Below are 15,052 nucleotides of genomic sequence, written 5' to 3'. Positions count from 1 at the left end.
GGCCGGACGGGACACGCCGCATCCGCCCGCTCGAGCGGCCTACTGCCGCAGATCCACCACGCGCCTGGATTTGCTGAAGGTGCGCGGCAGGCTGCCCGGATCGCAGATGCGCACGTCCACACGGGCCAGGATGGCCTTGTGCAGGCGGCGGCCCAGATGTTCTGCCAGGGCGGCGTCGCCGTCGGCGGACGCCCGCGGGGCGCGCTCCACGGTGAGCGTCATGTGATCGAGCGCCCGCTCGTCCCGGCGCAGCTCCACCTGATACTCGCCGCCCAGTTCGGCATAGCCGCCGATGACGTCCATGATCTGCCCCGGATAGATGTTGACCCCGCGGAAGATGATCATGTCGTCCGAGCGGCCGAGGATGCGGTCATGGCGGGGCATGCCCAGGCCGCAGGAGCATTCTCCGGGCAGCAGGCGGGAAAGGTCGTGGGTGCGGTAGCGCAGCAGCGGCACGGCCTCCTTGCGCAGGCTGGTCACCACCATCTCGCCCACCTCGCCCACGGGGAGGGGCTGGAGCGTCTCGGGATCGACCACCTCGATGATGAAGAGGTCCGCCCAGTAGTGCAGGCCCTCGTGAGCATCGCAGTCCATGGCCGTGCCGGGGCCGTACATCTCGGTCATGCCCGCGATGTCGTAACTGGCCTCGAGGCCCAGCTTGCTCTCGATGGCCAGGCGCATCTTTTCGCTGCGGGTCTCCGAACCGCAGATGACCTTTTTCAGCTTCAGCTCGTCGCGGATGCCCGTCCGCTCCACCTCCTCGGCCATGAGCAGGGCCATGGACGCCGTGGCTCCGAAGCAGGTGGCCCCCAGATCGCGCAGCAATTGCAGGTGCATGTCCAGATTGCCCGGGCCCACGGGGATGGTCAGCATGCCGAGCTTCTCGCTGCCACGCTGGAAGCCCGCGCCCGCCGTCCAGAGGCCGTAGCCGACGGCCACCTGCATGCGGTCGGCCGGGGTCAGCCCCGCCAGCTCGTAACAGCGGGCCATCTGGAGACTGAAGGTCTCGATATCCTTTTGCGTATAGGCAAGGATCTTGCGTTTGCCCGTGGTGCCGCTGGAGGCATGGATGCGGACGATCTCCTCTTCCGGTACGCAGCAGAGGGGCAGGGGATAGCCCGCGCGCAGGTCGTCCACATCCACCGTGGGCAGGCGGCGCAGGTCATCCAGACTGCGGATGTCGCCGGGCTCGACGCCGCAGGCGGCGAGCTTTTCCCGGTACTGGGGAGAGCGCAGGGCCTGCGCCACGGTGAAGCGCAGGCCGTTAAGCTGGATGCGGGCCAGTTCATCAGCGGTATAGCTGGGAAGAAAACGGTAAGCCATGCCGAACACCTCTTGTAGAGCATCTTCCGTTTGGAACGCATTGCGCTCCAAACCATACGGCCTGTCGTTTCGCGGAAAACGTGCGGTTTTTCCGCCTGATTTTGGCCGGGCGGCGCTGCCGTCCGCCACGGGCATTGTGCGCGTTTCCCGCGCCTGCCGCAAGAGGGCGTCCGTCTTCCCCGTCCCTTCCGGCGGGCGGGCCGCCCGACCGGGACGGCTCAGCGGGGATGGCCGTCGCGGGCCGCCCGGCGTTCCTGCCGCTGCCGCCAGAAGCGCCGGGCCAGCTTCAGCAGGACGTAGGCCCCCGCCAGCAGGAGCACGAAGGCGATGCCGAGCACGCCCCAGGCGTGCATGCCCGCGCCTTCCCAGAGGCCGAGCACCCAGAAGAGCAAAAAGCAGCCCACCAGAAAGGCGGCCCAGCCCAGTGCCGGGCGGCGTTCGATCTGGGCGAAGAAGCTGATGCCCGCGGCAAGCGCCGCCACGGCCACGACGCTCATCACGAGCAGGGCCAGAAATTCCACCATGAGAGTCTCCGTTACTGTGTTGGGGTGAAAACGTCCGGGGCGGGGCTCCCGGTTCAGGGGCGGCGGGGCCGCAGGGGGAGCGGTTCCTCCAGATCGACGCCCTGAGCGGTGATGCGGGCCCGGAAGGGATGGATCTCCACCCCGGCCGCCACGGCTTCATACAGCAGCTCCGCGTAGTCGGGGTCGATGAAGTCCGCCGGCGCGAAACATCGGCCGTCCGCCCGCTGCACCAGATAAAACATGGCCGCCCGTTCGCCGCAGCGTACGATGTCCATGAGTTCCCGTAAATGCTTGCGGCCGCGCTCCGTGGCCGCATCCGGGAAGCAGGCCGCATCGTCTTCGGTCATGGTGACGTTCTTGCATTCCACCCAGAGCGGCGGCCTGTCCGGCGCGGTGAAGCGGGCGTCCAGCCGGCTTTTTCCGCGTACGGCCTCCCGGCGGCAATGGGTGTAGCCGGCGGCAAAGGGGAGCCGTCCGGCATGGAAGGCGGCCTCCAGCAGACGATTGGGCACGGCGGTATTGACCCCGACCCAGAATCCCCGCCGCCCGGGCAGGGCGCCGCCGCGACCGTCCGGGAGGACATCGCCCAGCCAGACGGCCTCCTGCGTATAGGCCAGCTTGCGGGCGGGGTTGGCGGCGGGGCTGGCCAGCATGGGACTGCCCGGACGGGTCAGCCCCAGCATGCTGCCGGAATTGTTGCTGTGCACCCAGACATCCCGGCCGTCCAGGCGCATCTCCACGCTGAAGCGTTTGTGGCGGCGCAGGAACGTACCGCAGACGCAGGGGGCGACAAACGGCAGGAGCGGGGCGGGGCGGGGGGAGCTGGACTGCGGCATGAAGGGCCTCGTTCGCCGGGCGGCGTCGGTTTACAGCGTTGGGGGAAATGGCTACCCTTAACCGTTGTCCCTGCTGACGGATGGGCCGCCCCGCAGGACAGCCAAGCTTGCAAGGAGTCCCACATGCAGATTTCCGAACGGTTGCGCACCATCAAACCTTCCCTGACCCTCAGTGTCAACACCCGCGCCATGGAATTGCGCGAACAGGGGGTGCAGCTCATCAGCCTTGCCGTAGGAGAGCCGGATTTCCCCACGCCCAAACATATCTGTGAGGCGGCCAAGGCCGCCATCGACGCCAATTTCTGCCGGTATACCGCCGTGCCCGGCATCCCCGAGCTGCGGCAGGCCGTGGCGGGGTATTTCAAAAAGGTCTACGACGCCGACATCAAGGCCGAGAATACCATCATCTCCGCCGGCGGCAAGCATGCGCTCTACAATTTCGCGCAGGCCACCATAAATCCCGGCGACGAAGTGCTCATCCCCGCGCCGTACTGGCTGAGCTACCCGGACATCGTCTGTCTGGCCGGCGGCGTGCCCGTCATCGTGCAGGCCTCCGCCGCGCAGGGCTTCAAGATCACTCCGGCCATGCTGGACAAACACGTCACCAGCCGGACCCGGCTGCTTATCCTCAATTCGCCCAGCAATCCCACCGGCGCGGTCTATACCGCCGCCGAACTGGACGCTCTGCTGGAGTGGGCCCATGCCCACGGCATCTTCGTGCTCTGCGACGAGATCTATGATCAGCTCGTCTTCGCGCCGGCAAAGATGGCCAGCGCCATCCATCATTTCGTGCGCCGCCCGGACGAGATCGCCATCCTGGGCGGCCTTTCCAAGAGCTTCGCCATGACCGGCTGGCGCGTGGGCTATCTGGTGGCCCATGCCGACCTCATCAAGAAGATCTCCAGCATGCAGGGGCACAGCACCTCCAACATCTGTTCCATCGCTCAAAAGGCGGCCGTGGCGGCGCTCAACGGTTCGCTGGACTGCCTCGCGCCCATGCTGGAAGCCTTCCAGCGGCGGCGCGACATGGCCATGCAGGCCATCCGCACCTGGCCCTGGGCCGTCTGCCCGCAGCCCGACGGGGCCTTCTATCTGTTCGTGGACGTGAGCGGCTGCTACGGCGGCAGCGTGAAGAACTCCACGGAGCTGTGCACGCGTCTGCTAGATGAGGCCCATGTGGCCCTGGTCCCCGGCGCGGCCTTCGGCGACGACAACTGCATCCGCTTCTCCTACGCCGTGGCCGATGATGTGCTGGCCAAGGCGCTCGAGGCCTGCGGCAAGGTGATGGCAAAGCTGGCTTCAGAAAAATAACATATTGAAATAATTTGTTAATTTTTGAAGAAAGATTTTTTTGCGTTCTTGAAAATTTTTCGTTGACAACGGGGGGTGTTTTCGGCAATATCCATCTTGTCCGAAGGGGTTGTAGCTCAGTTGGGAGAGCGCTTGAATGGCATTCAAGAGGTCGGGAGTTCAATTCTCCCCAGCTCCACCAGAAGATACGGGGACTTCTCAGAAGTCCCCTTTTTCTGTTTTTGCAGCCGGCGGGATCTGTTCACGCCGGCTTTTTTGCGTCGCGTGTTCGCGGGGCATGCTGTGCCGATGCGGCGAGCATGCGGGCTTCAGCGGGATGCGGCGGATGCGACTGTTGACGCGGCGGGCAGCCGTGACGTTTCCCGCAAGGGGGGCTCGGGAAGAAATGCGGGAGTGACAGTGTGCGGCGAGTGGATGCCTCTTGTCCGCCTCCTCACTGAGGATACGGGAGCACACGCCGGACGCTCCCGGGGAAGGATGCGCCGGGATGGGGACACAGGCGGACGCGGCGTATCGTGTTCCGCGCTGCGCTCTGATCAGACAGCCGCATCTGGCGGCTTTGGAACCGGAAAGGATACGGATTCAGGGGACAGGGGAGCTGGGTCCGACAGCCCGTCGCGGGGCGTGTCTCAGCGCCCGCCGCCGTCCCGTGCGGTCTTGCGGCCGGAACGGAAGGGCCAGGCCGCGCGGGGGGCCGGGTCGGCCTGCTGCCGGGGCTCACCGCGCCGTCGCTGTCCGTTGCCCGCGGGCCGCTCGCGTTCAGTGTTCCGGCCCGGGTCGGGTCGTCCGAAATGCGGCATGAGGATACGGTGCTGGCGCAGGCGGTCGGCGTCGCTGCGGGCCACATAGATCGGTTCGCCGCTCTCGTCGCAGCCGGCGTAGAACATGGCCGTGGCCAGACTGCCCGGCGTGGGGATGAAGCATTGCGTCTGCTGCGGGCTCCAGTGACGGCGGGCCAGCCACTGGGCCAGTTCGCGCATGTCCTCATCCGTGCAGCCGGGAAAGCCGCTCATCAGATAGGGGACGACATACTGTTCCCGGCCAAGACGGCGGCTCTGGCGTACGAAACTTTGCAAAAAGGCCTCAAAGACATCGAGCGGCGGCTTGCGCATGCGTTCCAGCACTTCCGGCACGCAATGCTCCGGGGCCACCTTGAGCTGACCGCCGGTGAATTCGCCGGTATAGGCGGCCAGCGCGTCAGGCTCGCGCAAGGCGAGATCCGCCCTGATGCCGCTGGCCACGCGTACCTGTCGCACGCCGGGCAGGCGCTGTACGGCCCGCAACAGCTCCACATGGCGCATCTGCGGCGTGATGAAGGAGCGGCAGACCGTGGGGAAGCAGCAGCTCGCGCGGCGGCAGCGCGGCCGGCGGCCGTCGGCAAGGCGTTCGCTGTCCAGCGCGCAATGGCCCTGCCACATGTTGGCCGTGGGGCCGCCCACATCGGAAATGGCAAGACCGCCACGGCGCGAATTGCTGTTTTGCGCCAGCTCCGCCGCTTCGGCAAGGATGGAATCTTGTGAGCGGGAAGAGATGCGCCGCCCCTGATGCAGGGCCAGCGAACAGAAGGAACAGCCCCCGCCGCAGCCCCGGTGACTGGTGATGCTGGTACGCAGCATCTCTTCGGCCGGGACGGGCTCGGCATAGGCGGGGTGGGCCTTGCGGGTGAAGGGCAGGCTGTAGAGGGCGTCCATTTCCTCCGTCGTCAGGGGCGCGGCCGGACGGGCCAGCACCACGGCGCGGGAGCCGCCCACGGGCTCGAAGGCCCAGCGGTCAAGCCCATGCACCTGCTGTTCCAGCAAACGCGTCTGGCGCAGGAGCTGGGCGGGCTCCTCCTTGAGCTGTTCGTGCGAGGGCAGGAGCATGCCCACGCTGCCCGCCAGCTCCGGCGGCAGATTGGCGGGCTGGCCGCCCGCCGTGAGACCGTCCATCCAGGCCGACCCGTCGATGCCGCGGATGTCTCTGTCCTCGCGCAGGCGGCGGGCGCATTCCAGCGTGGCGCGCTCGCCCATGCCGTAGAGCAGCAGATCCGCCTTGGCGTCCATGAGGATGGAGCGGCGCAGGCTGTCCGTCCAGAAGTCGTAATGGCTGACCCGCCTCAGGGAGGCCTCTATGCCGCCCAAGATGACCGGCAGGCCGGGAAAGGCCTGCCGCGCCAGATTGGCGTAGACGATACAGGCCCGGTTGGGGCGGGCTCCGGCCCGCCCGCCGGGCGTGTAGGCGTCATCATAACGTTTTTTGCGGAAGGCCGTGTAATGGGCCAGCAGGGAATCCAGCGCGCCGGCGCTGATGCCGGCGAACAGGCGCGGCCTGCCCATGACCAGCAGGTCGTCCGGGCTTTCCCAGCGGGGCTGGCAGACCAGCCCGACCCGGAAGCCGTGCGCCACCAGCCAGCGGCCCAGCAGCACGCTGCCCATGGCATAGTGGTCCACATAGGCGTCCCCGCTGATGAAGAGCACGTCCAGCTCGTCCCAGCCCAGCGCGTCCATCTCCCGCCGGCTCATGGGCAGGAATTCCGGTTGCGGCGCGCCGAAAGGCGTGCGTGCGGGCACGACGACCTGTGCCGGGGCCTCGGGCACGGCGGCAAGGTCGACGCCGGGACAGGCGGCCCGGCGGCCTGGCTGGGGGATGGGGACGTTACGCGGCATGGACGAGCATCCTTGTCCGGCTATTTCGCAGGCGGCATGACCAGCGGCACATCCTCACCAGCGGGAGCGGCGGGGGCGGCCTCCTTCTGGGCGGGAGCGGGCATGCCCGCGCGGCCCTTGGCGTGATCCACCGCAAAGCCGAACCATTCCTTCTCGCTGATGCTGCCGTCCTTGTCCGTGTCGATGGCGGTGAAGGCGCCTTTCTGCATGTTGGGGTAGGCGGCGAAGAATTCTTTTTCGCTGACCTTGCCGTCCTTGTCCGCATCCATCCTGGCGAATTTTTCCGCCGCCGCGCCGTGGCCGGATTCCATGCCCGGCATGGCCTGAGCGGCGGTGGAGAGGGAAAGGGCAAGGGCGCACAGGGCGGCGCAGGCCGTCATGGCAAAGGGAACATATTTCATGTGGGAGCTCCAGTCCGGGACGCGGCCCGGTCAATGGGGGGAGAGGGGGACGGCTCAGGCGGACAGCGAGGCGATGAAGACCTGCATGTCGTCCGGCTGGCCGGGCTTGTGATCCTCAGGGTAAAGCAGGGCGGACATATAGAAGAGCGAATCCAGCCGCAGGGCATTGTTGGCGCTGGCCGAAAAGCAATGCAGACGATGGCGCAGGCGTTCGCGTTCCTGCGCGTCCATATCCGCGGGCAGGGCGGCCAGCAGGGGCGCGACATCCTTGCTGATGGCGGCCAGCAGGCGGGCCTTTTCGTGCATGCCTTCGGAATGGCCGGGCAGATCGCCCTTTTCCAGGCAGGCAAGGGCCCGGTTTTCCGCGGCCATGACCGCGGCGTGACGTTGTTCGAGCCATTCCCGGAGCGCGGCGCAGGGGGTAGCTGACATAGGGGGTCCTCCATAAGGGCGGAAGGGACGCTGGCCGAAAGGAGGTCGAGTCCCGGCCGTGCGCCCCTTCCGCAGTGCTGATGCCGCCTCCGAAGGGAGGCGGAAAAGGGTCTGGAGCATTTCCACTTTGAAACGCGTTGCGTTTCAAACCATATGGCCTGGCGTTTCGCGAAAAAACGCGGTTTTTCCGCGCACTTTCGGCCGGGCGGCGCTGTGCTGCCGCCTCGCATCTTGCCTTTTTCAAAGGCAAAATGCTCTAATCCCAGTGACGCTTGTCCTCGATGGGGCGGATCTGCGGCGGCAGGCTGCCGGGCGCAAGGATCTTCAGCTCGGGACGCAGCTTGATCTTTTCGCGGAACTGATGCAGCAGCTCTTCTTCGCGCTTGAAGCCGCTGGTCTCGATGAAGAGCGTCATCTCATCGATGCCGCCGGGGTTGGTGACTTCGATCTGCCAGCGCTTCACTTCCTCGAAGCGGCTCATAACCTGTTCCACCTGATGCGGATACACGAACATGCCCATGATGCGGGCCGTGGTGTCCACGCGGCCCACGATGCTGCCCAGGCGCGGGCTGGTGCGGCCGCAGGCGCAGGGGCTGCGGTCGATGTAGGACAGGTCGCCCGTGGCAAGACGAATGAGCGGATAGGTCTTGTTGAAGGCCGTCACCACGATCTCGCCCACTTCGCCATCCTTGAGCGGGATGCCCGTGTCGGGGTGGCAGATTTCCACATAGCAGCGGTTGGCGATGTGCAGGCCGGTCTTGTGGAAGCATTCGTAGCCGATGCAGCCCACGTCCGCCGTGCCGTAGCCCTGACGCATGATGAGGTCGTACTTCTTTTCCATCTGGGAGCGCATCTTTTCGGAAAGGCGCTCGCCGGTGACGAAGGCCACTTCGAGGAAAAGGTCCTTGCGCAGGTTGAGGCCCTTTTCCTCGGCCTTCTGGGCAAGGTGCATGAGGAAGCTCGGCGTGCCCACATAACCGCAGACGCGCAGTTTCTGCATGACGTCCAGCTGCGTGGTGGCGTCCGACGGGCCGGCCGGGATGACCGCACAGCCCAGATTGCGCAGCGGCTCTTCGAACATGAGGCCGGCGGGCGTCAGCTGGTAATTGAAGGTGTTCTGCACGGCGTCGCCGGGCCGGAAGCCCACGGAATAAAAGGCTTCGGTATAGCCCCAGTAGTCCTCGGCGCGATCCTCGGGGTCGAAGATGGGGCCGGGCGAAAGGAAGATGCGCTTCAAGTCCCCGATGTCCTTGGTCAGCAGGCCGCCCAGCCGCGGGCCCATGGACTGGAGGAAGATGAGCTCTTTTTTCTTGAGGATGGGGATATGCTTGATGTCGGAGAGGGTCTTGAACTTCTCCACATTGAATTGCGCGCGGTCGAAGCGCTTCTTGACGTCTTCCGAATAGCGGTAGGCGTAGGAAAGGAGTTCCTTGAGCTGAATCAGGCAGTACTGGCGGCGCTCGCTTTCGTCGAGCACTTCGCGGCGGCTGTAAATGCCTTCGGTGCGGTCTTTGCGGGTCATGGCATCACCTTGTCAAGGTTTTTGGAGAGTGCCCTGTGTTAGCCAATTGCTGTGCTTTTTGCAAGAACTTTTTTTTAAATACTGTTATTTCAATGTATTATATATCATTTGTTCGGGGACTGGCCGGCGTCTGCGCCGCACGGCGGCGCAGGATGCGGCGCTTGAGGCTGTCATAGACCGGTTCGCCGCCCAGCCGCGCGGCCACCAGCGAGGCCGTCAGGGCCGTCAGCAGGACGGCGGGGGCGGAGAAGGGACAGCGCGCCATCTCCACCACCAGGGCCGCGCCGGTGAGCGGGGCGCGCACCGTGGCGGCGAACATGCCCCCCATGCCCAGGACGAGCAGCAAGGGGATCTCGTCGGCGTGCAGCCAGCCCTGTGCCAGCAGGGGGCTGGCCACGCAGGCCCCCAGCAGGCTCCCGGCCAGCAGCATGGGCATGAGCAGGCCGCCGGCCACGCCGGAGGCAAAGCTCAGGCCGGAATGGAGGGTCTTGCCCAGCAGCAGGAGCAGCAGGAAGCCCAGCCCGCCGCCCAGCAGCACGGGCGAGGCCAGGTCGAGCGTCTCGATGCCCACGCCGCCCACGAGTCGCGGAACGGCGGCCAGCAGCAGGGCGCTCAGGCCGAAGGGGAAGGCCGAGCGCAGCCACGGCGGCAGCCAGGTCAGAGAGTCCTGCCAGAGGGTCAGACGGATGATGACTTCATTATACATGAGGCCGGCCACCCCGCACAGCAGGCCCATGCCCAGGGCCAGCCCGTACTGGGGCAGGCCCGCGTCCTTCCAGACGGCAAAGGGGAAGACCGGCCCGAAATCGAAGAAGAGGACGAGCGCCGCCCAGGCCCCGAGGGCCGAGAGCGCCGCAAAGAAGAGCAGGGGCAGGCCAAGCGGGCTGCGCATCTCCTCGAAGGCGAAGAGCAGGCCCGCCACCGGCGCGCCGAAGGCCGCCGTGAGCCCGGCCACGCTGCCGCCCACGAGGAAGCGGGAGTATTGTTCCTCCGGGCTGTGCCAGAGCCGCCCGACGCCCGCCCCCACACAGGCTCCCATCTGGATGCACGGGCCTTCACGACCCACGGAGAGGCCGGCGCTCAGGGCCGCCAGCGTGGCCACGAACTTGCACCAGAGCACGCGCCGCCAGCGCATGGGCGGCAGGAGGCCGGCCGCCATGAGCTCCACCTGGGGTATGCCGCTGCCGCTGATGAGCGGCTCATGGCGCAACAGGAGATGGGCGACCAGTGCCAGCAGGGCCAGGCCGCCGAGAATGCAGGCCCAGGCCCACGGGGTGTCCGCGACATAGAGTTGCAGCCAGAAGGAGGCGTGGAGTCGGATGATGTCGTAGAGCCGGCGAAAAAGACCGATGATCCCGCCGGCGATGAGGCCCGTCAGCAGGGCCTGTCCGCAGAGACGCCAGGCGCCGAGGCGTTGCAGTTCCTGCGCTTCACGCAGGAAGAGGGGGAGCGGATGACGCTGGTCCATGTGTGGTTCCTGTGGCTGGGAAGTACCCGGAAGGCTCGGGCGCGCTGCCGCCGGGCCGGGGGAGTATGCCGCCGGAGCGGCGAGAATTCAAGGGCCGGGGAAAAAGATGAAAAAAGGACTTGCCAAACCTTTTGCTTTGGCGTACAAGCATTCCTGTCACGACGGTTCGCCGTCAGGGCCGAGGTAGCTCAGTTGGTAGAGCAGGGGACTGAAAATCCCCGTGTCGGCAGTTCAATTCTGTCCCTCGGCACCATGAGGAAGGTAAGGGCCCATGCTTCGGCATGAGCCCTTTTTTTGCGGCAAGTTGTCCGCGGAAGGCCCGCTGCCAGCAAGCCGCAAAAAAAGGGGATGCTGTCGCATCCCCTTGTGCGGGCGTACGGAAAAAAGCTTATTGCTTATTGCAGGCTGAGCGCGATCGTCCGTTGATAGCCGGACAAGCGTTTTTTCTGGCGGCGCGACCCCTGCAGGGCCGACAGGATGCTGCTGTGGGCCGAGCGGGCCAGCCCGCTGAGTTCCTTTTGCAGGTCGGCAATGCGCAGGAGGCGTTCCAGATAGGCAGGCCTGTCCTCCTGGCCGAGATTGTCCCAGGCCTCCTGGGTCAGCGCCTGACGCTGTTCGGAGAGTTCCACGGCAAGGTCATAGTTCTTGCCGCGCAGGGCCTCGCGTTCCAGCCGGCCCAATTGAAAAGCCTGATCCAGCAATTGCAGCGCGCGTGACATGGGTCCCTCCGGCGGCCGTTCAGGCTTTTTGTTCCTGCATGGCCTTGTGTACGTTCTGGCTGGTGGTGCGCCATTCAAGGCAGAGGGGCGCAAATTCGTATTCGAGCAGGTCGGCCAGCAGGATCCAGTCCTCGCTTTCGAACACTTCGGTCATTTCCGAGAGCAGATCGGTAAATTTTTCCTCCCGGATGTTGAGGTCGTCGCTCTTGACGCCCTTGAGGTACTGGGTACGCAGCAGGGCAAGCATGCTCATAAAGTCGCGGTTGACGTCCAGCAGGTCCTGCAGCAGTTCGAGCGCGTCGGTATTGGAGGCTTCGCGGAAGAGGCGCGCGATCTCGTGGGCGGCCTTTTCCATCATCAGGGCGACTTTTTCCATTTCGCCCGCGATGGCCAGCGCCATCTCCGAGGCTTCGACGGAGCGTACTTCCACGGAAGTGATGGAGGCAGTGGAGATGTCTTCGGCCTGATGGGGATAGATCTCGGAGAACTGTTCGTTGTTCACCAGCACATCGGTGACCACGCGATTTTCCATCCCCTCATCTTCCATAACGTCCACGAGGATTTCCTCGAGATTGGCAAAGTTGGAGATCTCCTTGCCGCTGTTACGGCCGTCCACAATGATCATAAAACCTCCTCGCATCAGCGAACAATAGAAGCTCCCGTCGGGAGGCGGGAACTTGCCGGCAAAATTTTCCCTGAAAGGGTTTATCGAGCATAAAGCAAAAAACGTACCTTATCAAGACGTCAGGAGCGCGGTCAGCAACCGTATGTGGTGGGCAAGACGCTCGGAAAGCCTGGCCAGCGCCGCCAGATCGCTGCCGCGGGCCTGCCGCGCCTCATGCCAGAAGTAGCCCAGGGAGGTCAGCTCGTCCCCGCTTTCCAGAAGGCGCTGGATGTGGTCGCAGGCACGCAGGAGGAGCTGGCCCATGCGCGGATGAGCCGTCGCCAGCCGGCACTGTTCCGGCAGGGCGGCAAGGAAGTGGGCGGCCTCCTGCAGGACGGGCAGCAGCGTACGGACAGTGCCCGACAGCCGCGCGGCGTCCACAACATCCGCCGGGAGCGGGGATGGGGAAGAGGCCGGCATGCCGTCCAGCTCATCAAGAAGCCCTTGCCAGAAATGGCGTTGCAGGTGCAGCCAGAGGCTGCGGTCTTCATGCTCGTGTCCGCTCAGGCAGGCGAGATCGACAAAGCCGGACACGGGGTCCCGCGTGGTTCGCCAGACGCGCGCCTCCTGCCGCAGGCCGTCGTCCACGCCGCTTTCCCAGCGGCCGGACGCCAGCCAGCCCAGGGCCAGCCGCAGGACCGTACGGGGCGAGATGTGCCGGCGGCAGCCGCCGTCATGCGGGCAGGTCTGCCGGAAACCGCAGGGGTGGCAGGGCAGGGCGGGTTCAAGGCAGCAGCAGCCTTCCAGATAGGGGCCGGTATCCCAGGCCTGGGCCGTCGCCAGGAAGATGGCCAGCGAGGGGATGCCCAGGCCGGCGGCAAGGTGCATGGTGCCGGTGTCGTTGGTCACCAGCAGGCGCAGGCGCGAGACGAGCCCGGCCAGCGCGGGCAGGCTGGTGGCGCCCACGGCGTCGAGGAACGGACCGCGCGCATGCTTGGCATAGGCGCGGGCCAGCGGCTTTTCGGAGGCGGTCCCCAGCAGCACGGGGCAGAGGCCGGCCGAGCGCCACAGGCCGTCCCCCACGGCGGCAAAGGAGCTTTCCGGCCACTGTCGGGCGGGGTGGCTGGCGCCGAGCTGCAAACCGACAAGACCGCGACAGCCTTCCGGGGCGGCGGCAAGCAGGCCGTCCACCTGCTGACGCAGGGCGTCGCTCGGCGGCAGCAGGCGGCCGCCGTGCGACGGCTCGTCAGCGGCGGCCGGGTGGCCGAGGGCCCGGATGGCGGGCCGGGCGGCCATGCGGAACATGTCCTGCATGTTGAAGGGAGCGTTGCAGCGTTTGAGGGTCGTGCCGCAGAGGTAGGCGGCCCAGTTGCCCTGACAGAAGCCGAAACCCTCGCGGTCCAGGGCAAAGCCTGTGACGGCCTCGGGGGAGGGGGCCAGCAGGGAGGCCAGCAGGCGGGCCGGCAGGGTGGCCGTCAGATTGACGATGTGCCGCGGCGCGGCTTCCTGCCGCAGGCGGCCTACGAAGTCCAGCAGCAGGGCGGGGGCGTCATGCCAGCTCCGGCCCGGCCCCTTGCCGTCCAGCCGCCGGAGGAATTCCGCCCCCGGCAGGGGCCAGGCCTCGGGAAGCGAGCGCAGCAGCGGCAGGGCCGCCGCGAAATTGTCCAGACAGACGAGCCCGGCCCGCAGGCCGGCCCGGCGGCAGTCCTCGAGCAGCGCCTGGCTTTGCAGCAGATCGCCGAAACGGGTGAGGTTCAGAAAAAGGATATCTACGCTCATGCGGGGCGAAACAGGCGGCGTGGCTGGTTGAGGGGGGGCAACGCGGTCATGCGGCCGGGGGGCGGCGCGTGCCGGCCCCCCCGGCGACCTTTTCCGACGGGTGGGGCAAGCCCTTTCAGGCCGTGCGGTTCGTGGCGCCGTCCAGCATGTTCAGGGCGAGGGCTTCCTCTTCCTTGAAGCGGCCTTGTACCGATGCTCGTATGCCTTCGGAATGGCCGCCGAACTGCCCGGAACGGATGTCGTAGACGTTGGAGATGAGGCCCCGCTCGTATTTCTTGCCGCTGCCGCTGGTGGCGGCATCCGCCTGTTCAAAGATACGCACGGCGCCGCGCGGGCCGTGCTGGACGGCGGTGCTCCAGATGACTTCCCGCATGATGGGCGACAGCTCCGCCATGTTCAGGCGGGTACGTTCCGTGATGCCGGCCACGGCGGGGTCATAATGGCTTTCCCGGATGAAGGATTCCTGCAGGCTGCCGAAGCGCTCCGGCTGTTCGGCGGCGATGTTTTTCCATTCCTCGGGCATGGCCCCTTGCCGGCTGCCGGTATTGGCCGGTCCGGCGCTGCGCAGCCGCCGGGCGATGTCCGGCGCTTCCGTGTCGAGGAAGGACAGGAAGGCGTCCATGCTGCCGACGCGGGACGCGATCTGGTATTTGCCGTAGGACGTGCCGCCCTTGCTGTCGTAGCCGATGGCGGAGATGCCGGCTTTGCCGGACTCAAAGCGGGCGGACAGGGAGCCGATCTCCTCGCCGCCGTAGGCGGCTTCATGGGAGTGCCGCTTGCGGGCGGTACGGCGGCGTCCCCGCGCGGCGGCGGCATCGGACGGGTTGTGCGTGCGTACATAGTCGTCGCTGCTCAGCTCGCGGATGACGTTCTGGTCCCGCAGGGAGAGGCTGAGGCCGGGCAGCTGACGGGCCACGCTGAAATTCTGGGCGCTGGAGAGGAGGGAATCCCCGCTGCCTTCCAGCGTCTGCATGAAGCCTTCCAGAGCCTGCGTGCGCTTGATGTCCAGCGACGCGTCGGAGAAAAGCTGGCCCTGCATCACTTCGCTGGGCGTGCGTCCGGCCAGGGCCGAACGGTGCAGGGGCGTCATTCCCCGTCCGTGCAGGGGCATGCCCGGCAGTTCGGAGCGCATTGGAACGGCCTTGCCGGAAGCGGCCGCATCCGCGCTGTTGTCGGCGGCGGTGGCCGGGGCGGCCGTACCGTCCTTCGTCTGGGCCGGCGTCTTTTCCGTACCGGCAGGGGCGTCGGCGGACTGCGCCGGGCGGGAGACGCCCGCCGCCTCTTTGTGGAGCATGGCGGCGAAGGTGTCGGCCTCGGCGGACTTGCGCCCCTGCGTCAGGGAGAGGCTGGTTTGCTTCTCCATAGGGGGCCGGATATGGGGCAAAGAATTGGTCATGTTCTCCCTCCCGAAAAGTGGCCGTGCCGCCTCCAACGGAAAGCCGACATGGCGCGGAAAGGAATGCAAAAAATGTGCGCTTTTATTTTTTG

Annotated in this window: 13 protein-coding genes and 2 tRNA genes; 3 read left to right on the top strand and 12 right to left on the bottom strand. The window is 66.3% G+C overall.

Going from position 1 to position 15,052, the window contains the following annotated elements:
* Positions 1-39: 39 nt before the first annotated feature.
* The 3 genes from Q0J54_RS05355 to sfsA all read right to left on the bottom strand — a co-directional run bounded on the left by Q0J54_RS05355 (position 40) and on the right by sfsA (position 2,683).
* Positions 40-1,323, bottom strand: a complete 1,284-nt coding sequence (locus Q0J54_RS05355; RefSeq protein ID WP_296304421.1) for a phenylacetate--CoA ligase family protein — start codon at positions 1,321-1,323, stop codon at positions 40-42.
* 218 nt (positions 1,324-1,541) lie between these two features.
* Entirely contained in the window at positions 1,542-1,847 is a 306-nt protein-coding gene (locus Q0J54_RS05350; RefSeq protein WP_296304420.1) for a hypothetical protein, read from the bottom strand.
* 53 nt (positions 1,848-1,900) lie between these two features.
* Positions 1,901-2,683, bottom strand: a complete 783-nt coding sequence (sfsA, locus tag Q0J54_RS05345) for a DNA/RNA nuclease SfsA (RefSeq protein ID WP_296304419.1) — start codon at positions 2,681-2,683, stop codon at positions 1,901-1,903.
* Positions 2,684-2,806: 123 nt separating this feature from the next.
* On the opposite strand from sfsA, the gene Q0J54_RS05340 reads away from it, so the two are divergent.
* Together Q0J54_RS05340 and Q0J54_RS05335 are read left to right on the top strand one after the other, a co-directional pair.
* Positions 2,807-3,994 carry a pyridoxal phosphate-dependent aminotransferase gene (locus Q0J54_RS05340; RefSeq protein ID WP_296304417.1) on the top strand — a complete coding sequence of 396 codons (1,188 nt, stop codon included), beginning with the start codon at positions 2,807-2,809 and terminating at the stop codon, positions 3,992-3,994.
* Between the two features lie 105 nt (positions 3,995-4,099).
* Positions 4,100-4,175 (top strand) — tRNA-Ala (locus Q0J54_RS05335).
* A gap of 448 nt (positions 4,176-4,623) precedes the next feature.
* Here Q0J54_RS05335 and Q0J54_RS05330 read toward each other — a convergent pair.
* The 5 genes from Q0J54_RS05330 to Q0J54_RS05310 form a co-directional block, all read right to left on the bottom strand.
* Complete coding sequence (locus Q0J54_RS05330) at positions 4,624-6,495, bottom strand: YgiQ family radical SAM protein (RefSeq protein ID WP_296304448.1); 1,872 nt, start codon at positions 6,493-6,495, stop codon at positions 4,624-4,626.
* 164 nt (positions 6,496-6,659) lie between these two features.
* On the bottom strand, positions 6,660-7,040 hold the full coding sequence (locus tag Q0J54_RS05325) for an EF-hand domain-containing protein (protein ID WP_296304415.1): 381 nt from the start codon (positions 7,038-7,040) through the stop codon (positions 6,660-6,662).
* A gap of 54 nt (positions 7,041-7,094) precedes the next feature.
* On the bottom strand, positions 7,095-7,472 hold the full coding sequence (locus Q0J54_RS05320) for a hypothetical protein (protein ID WP_296304414.1): 378 nt from the start codon (positions 7,470-7,472) through the stop codon (positions 7,095-7,097).
* Positions 7,473-7,728: 256 nt separating this feature from the next.
* Entirely contained in the window at positions 7,729-8,994 is a 1,266-nt protein-coding gene (locus Q0J54_RS05315) for a phenylacetate--CoA ligase family protein (protein ID WP_296304413.1), read from the bottom strand.
* 97 nt (positions 8,995-9,091) lie between these two features.
* The gene (locus Q0J54_RS05310; protein ID WP_296304412.1) at positions 9,092-10,462 is read right to left on the bottom strand and encodes a chloride channel protein; all 1,371 of its coding nucleotides are present in this window, start codon (positions 10,460-10,462) and stop codon (positions 9,092-9,094) included.
* A gap of 177 nt (positions 10,463-10,639) precedes the next feature.
* Here Q0J54_RS05310 and Q0J54_RS05305 point away from each other — a divergent pair.
* Positions 10,640-10,715: transfer RNA gene (locus tag Q0J54_RS05305), tRNA-Phe, on the top strand.
* A 142-nt stretch (positions 10,716-10,857) separates the two neighbouring features.
* Here Q0J54_RS05305 and Q0J54_RS05300 read toward each other — a convergent pair.
* The 4 genes from Q0J54_RS05300 to Q0J54_RS05285 form a co-directional block, all read right to left on the bottom strand.
* Complete coding sequence (locus Q0J54_RS05300) at positions 10,858-11,181, bottom strand: hypothetical protein (RefSeq protein WP_296304411.1); 324 nt, start codon at positions 11,179-11,181, stop codon at positions 10,858-10,860.
* 19 nt (positions 11,182-11,200) lie between these two features.
* Positions 11,201-11,806, bottom strand: coding sequence for a hypothetical protein (locus Q0J54_RS05295; protein WP_296304410.1), 606 nt, complete (start codon positions 11,804-11,806; stop codon positions 11,201-11,203).
* 111 nt (positions 11,807-11,917) lie between these two features.
* Positions 11,918-13,564 (bottom strand): glycosyltransferase family 9 protein, encoded by a 1,647-nt coding sequence (locus tag Q0J54_RS05290; RefSeq protein ID WP_296304409.1) that lies wholly within the window; start codon positions 13,562-13,564, stop codon positions 11,918-11,920.
* 115 nt (positions 13,565-13,679) lie between these two features.
* Positions 13,680-14,960, bottom strand: coding sequence for a hypothetical protein (locus tag Q0J54_RS05285; RefSeq protein WP_296304408.1), 1,281 nt, complete (start codon positions 14,958-14,960; stop codon positions 13,680-13,682).
* Positions 14,961-15,052 lie beyond the last annotated feature (92 nt).

The organism is uncultured Desulfovibrio sp. (assembly GCF_944324935.1).
In the GTDB taxonomy this organism is placed as follows: Bacteria; Desulfobacterota; Desulfovibrionia; order Desulfovibrionales; family Desulfovibrionaceae; genus Desulfovibrio.
The sequence above is the reverse complement of the archived record's forward strand: the minus strand, read 5'-3'. Positions and strand labels throughout refer to the sequence as shown.

Bases quoted from the DNA above. Each gene is read 5' to 3' on its own strand.
- Q0J54_RS05355 (WP_296304421.1), bottom strand. From the start codon at position 1,323: ATGGCTTACCGTTTTCTTCCCAGCTATACCGCTGATGAACTGGCCCGC.
- Q0J54_RS05350 (WP_296304420.1), bottom strand. From the start codon at position 1,847: ATGGTGGAATTTCTGGCCCTGCTCGTGATGAGCGTCGTGGCCGTGGCG.
- sfsA (WP_296304419.1), bottom strand. From the start codon at position 2,683: ATGCCGCAGTCCAGCTCCCCCCGCCCCGCCCCGCTCCTGCCGTTTGTC.
- Q0J54_RS05340 (WP_296304417.1), top strand. From the start codon at position 2,807: ATGCAGATTTCCGAACGGTTGCGCACCATCAAACCTTCCCTGACCCTC.
- Q0J54_RS05330 (WP_296304448.1), bottom strand. From the start codon at position 6,495: ATGAGCCGGCGGGAGATGGACGCGCTGGGCTGGGACGAGCTGGACGTG.
- Q0J54_RS05325 (WP_296304415.1), bottom strand. From the start codon at position 7,040: ATGAAATATGTTCCCTTTGCCATGACGGCCTGCGCCGCCCTGTGCGCC.
- Q0J54_RS05320 (WP_296304414.1), bottom strand. From the start codon at position 7,472: ATGTCAGCTACCCCCTGCGCCGCGCTCCGGGAATGGCTCGAACAACGT.
- Q0J54_RS05315 (WP_296304413.1), bottom strand. From the start codon at position 8,994: ATGACCCGCAAAGACCGCACCGAAGGCATTTACAGCCGCCGCGAAGTG.
- Q0J54_RS05310 (WP_296304412.1), bottom strand. From the start codon at position 10,462: ATGGACCAGCGTCATCCGCTCCCCCTCTTCCTGCGTGAAGCGCAGGAA.
- Q0J54_RS05300 (WP_296304411.1), bottom strand. From the start codon at position 11,181: ATGTCACGCGCGCTGCAATTGCTGGATCAGGCTTTTCAATTGGGCCGG.
- Q0J54_RS05295 (WP_296304410.1), bottom strand. From the start codon at position 11,806: ATGATCATTGTGGACGGCCGTAACAGCGGCAAGGAGATCTCCAACTTT.
- Q0J54_RS05290 (WP_296304409.1), bottom strand. From the start codon at position 13,564: ATGAGCGTAGATATCCTTTTTCTGAACCTCACCCGTTTCGGCGATCTG.
- Q0J54_RS05285 (WP_296304408.1), bottom strand. From the start codon at position 14,960: ATGACCAATTCTTTGCCCCATATCCGGCCCCCTATGGAGAAGCAAACC.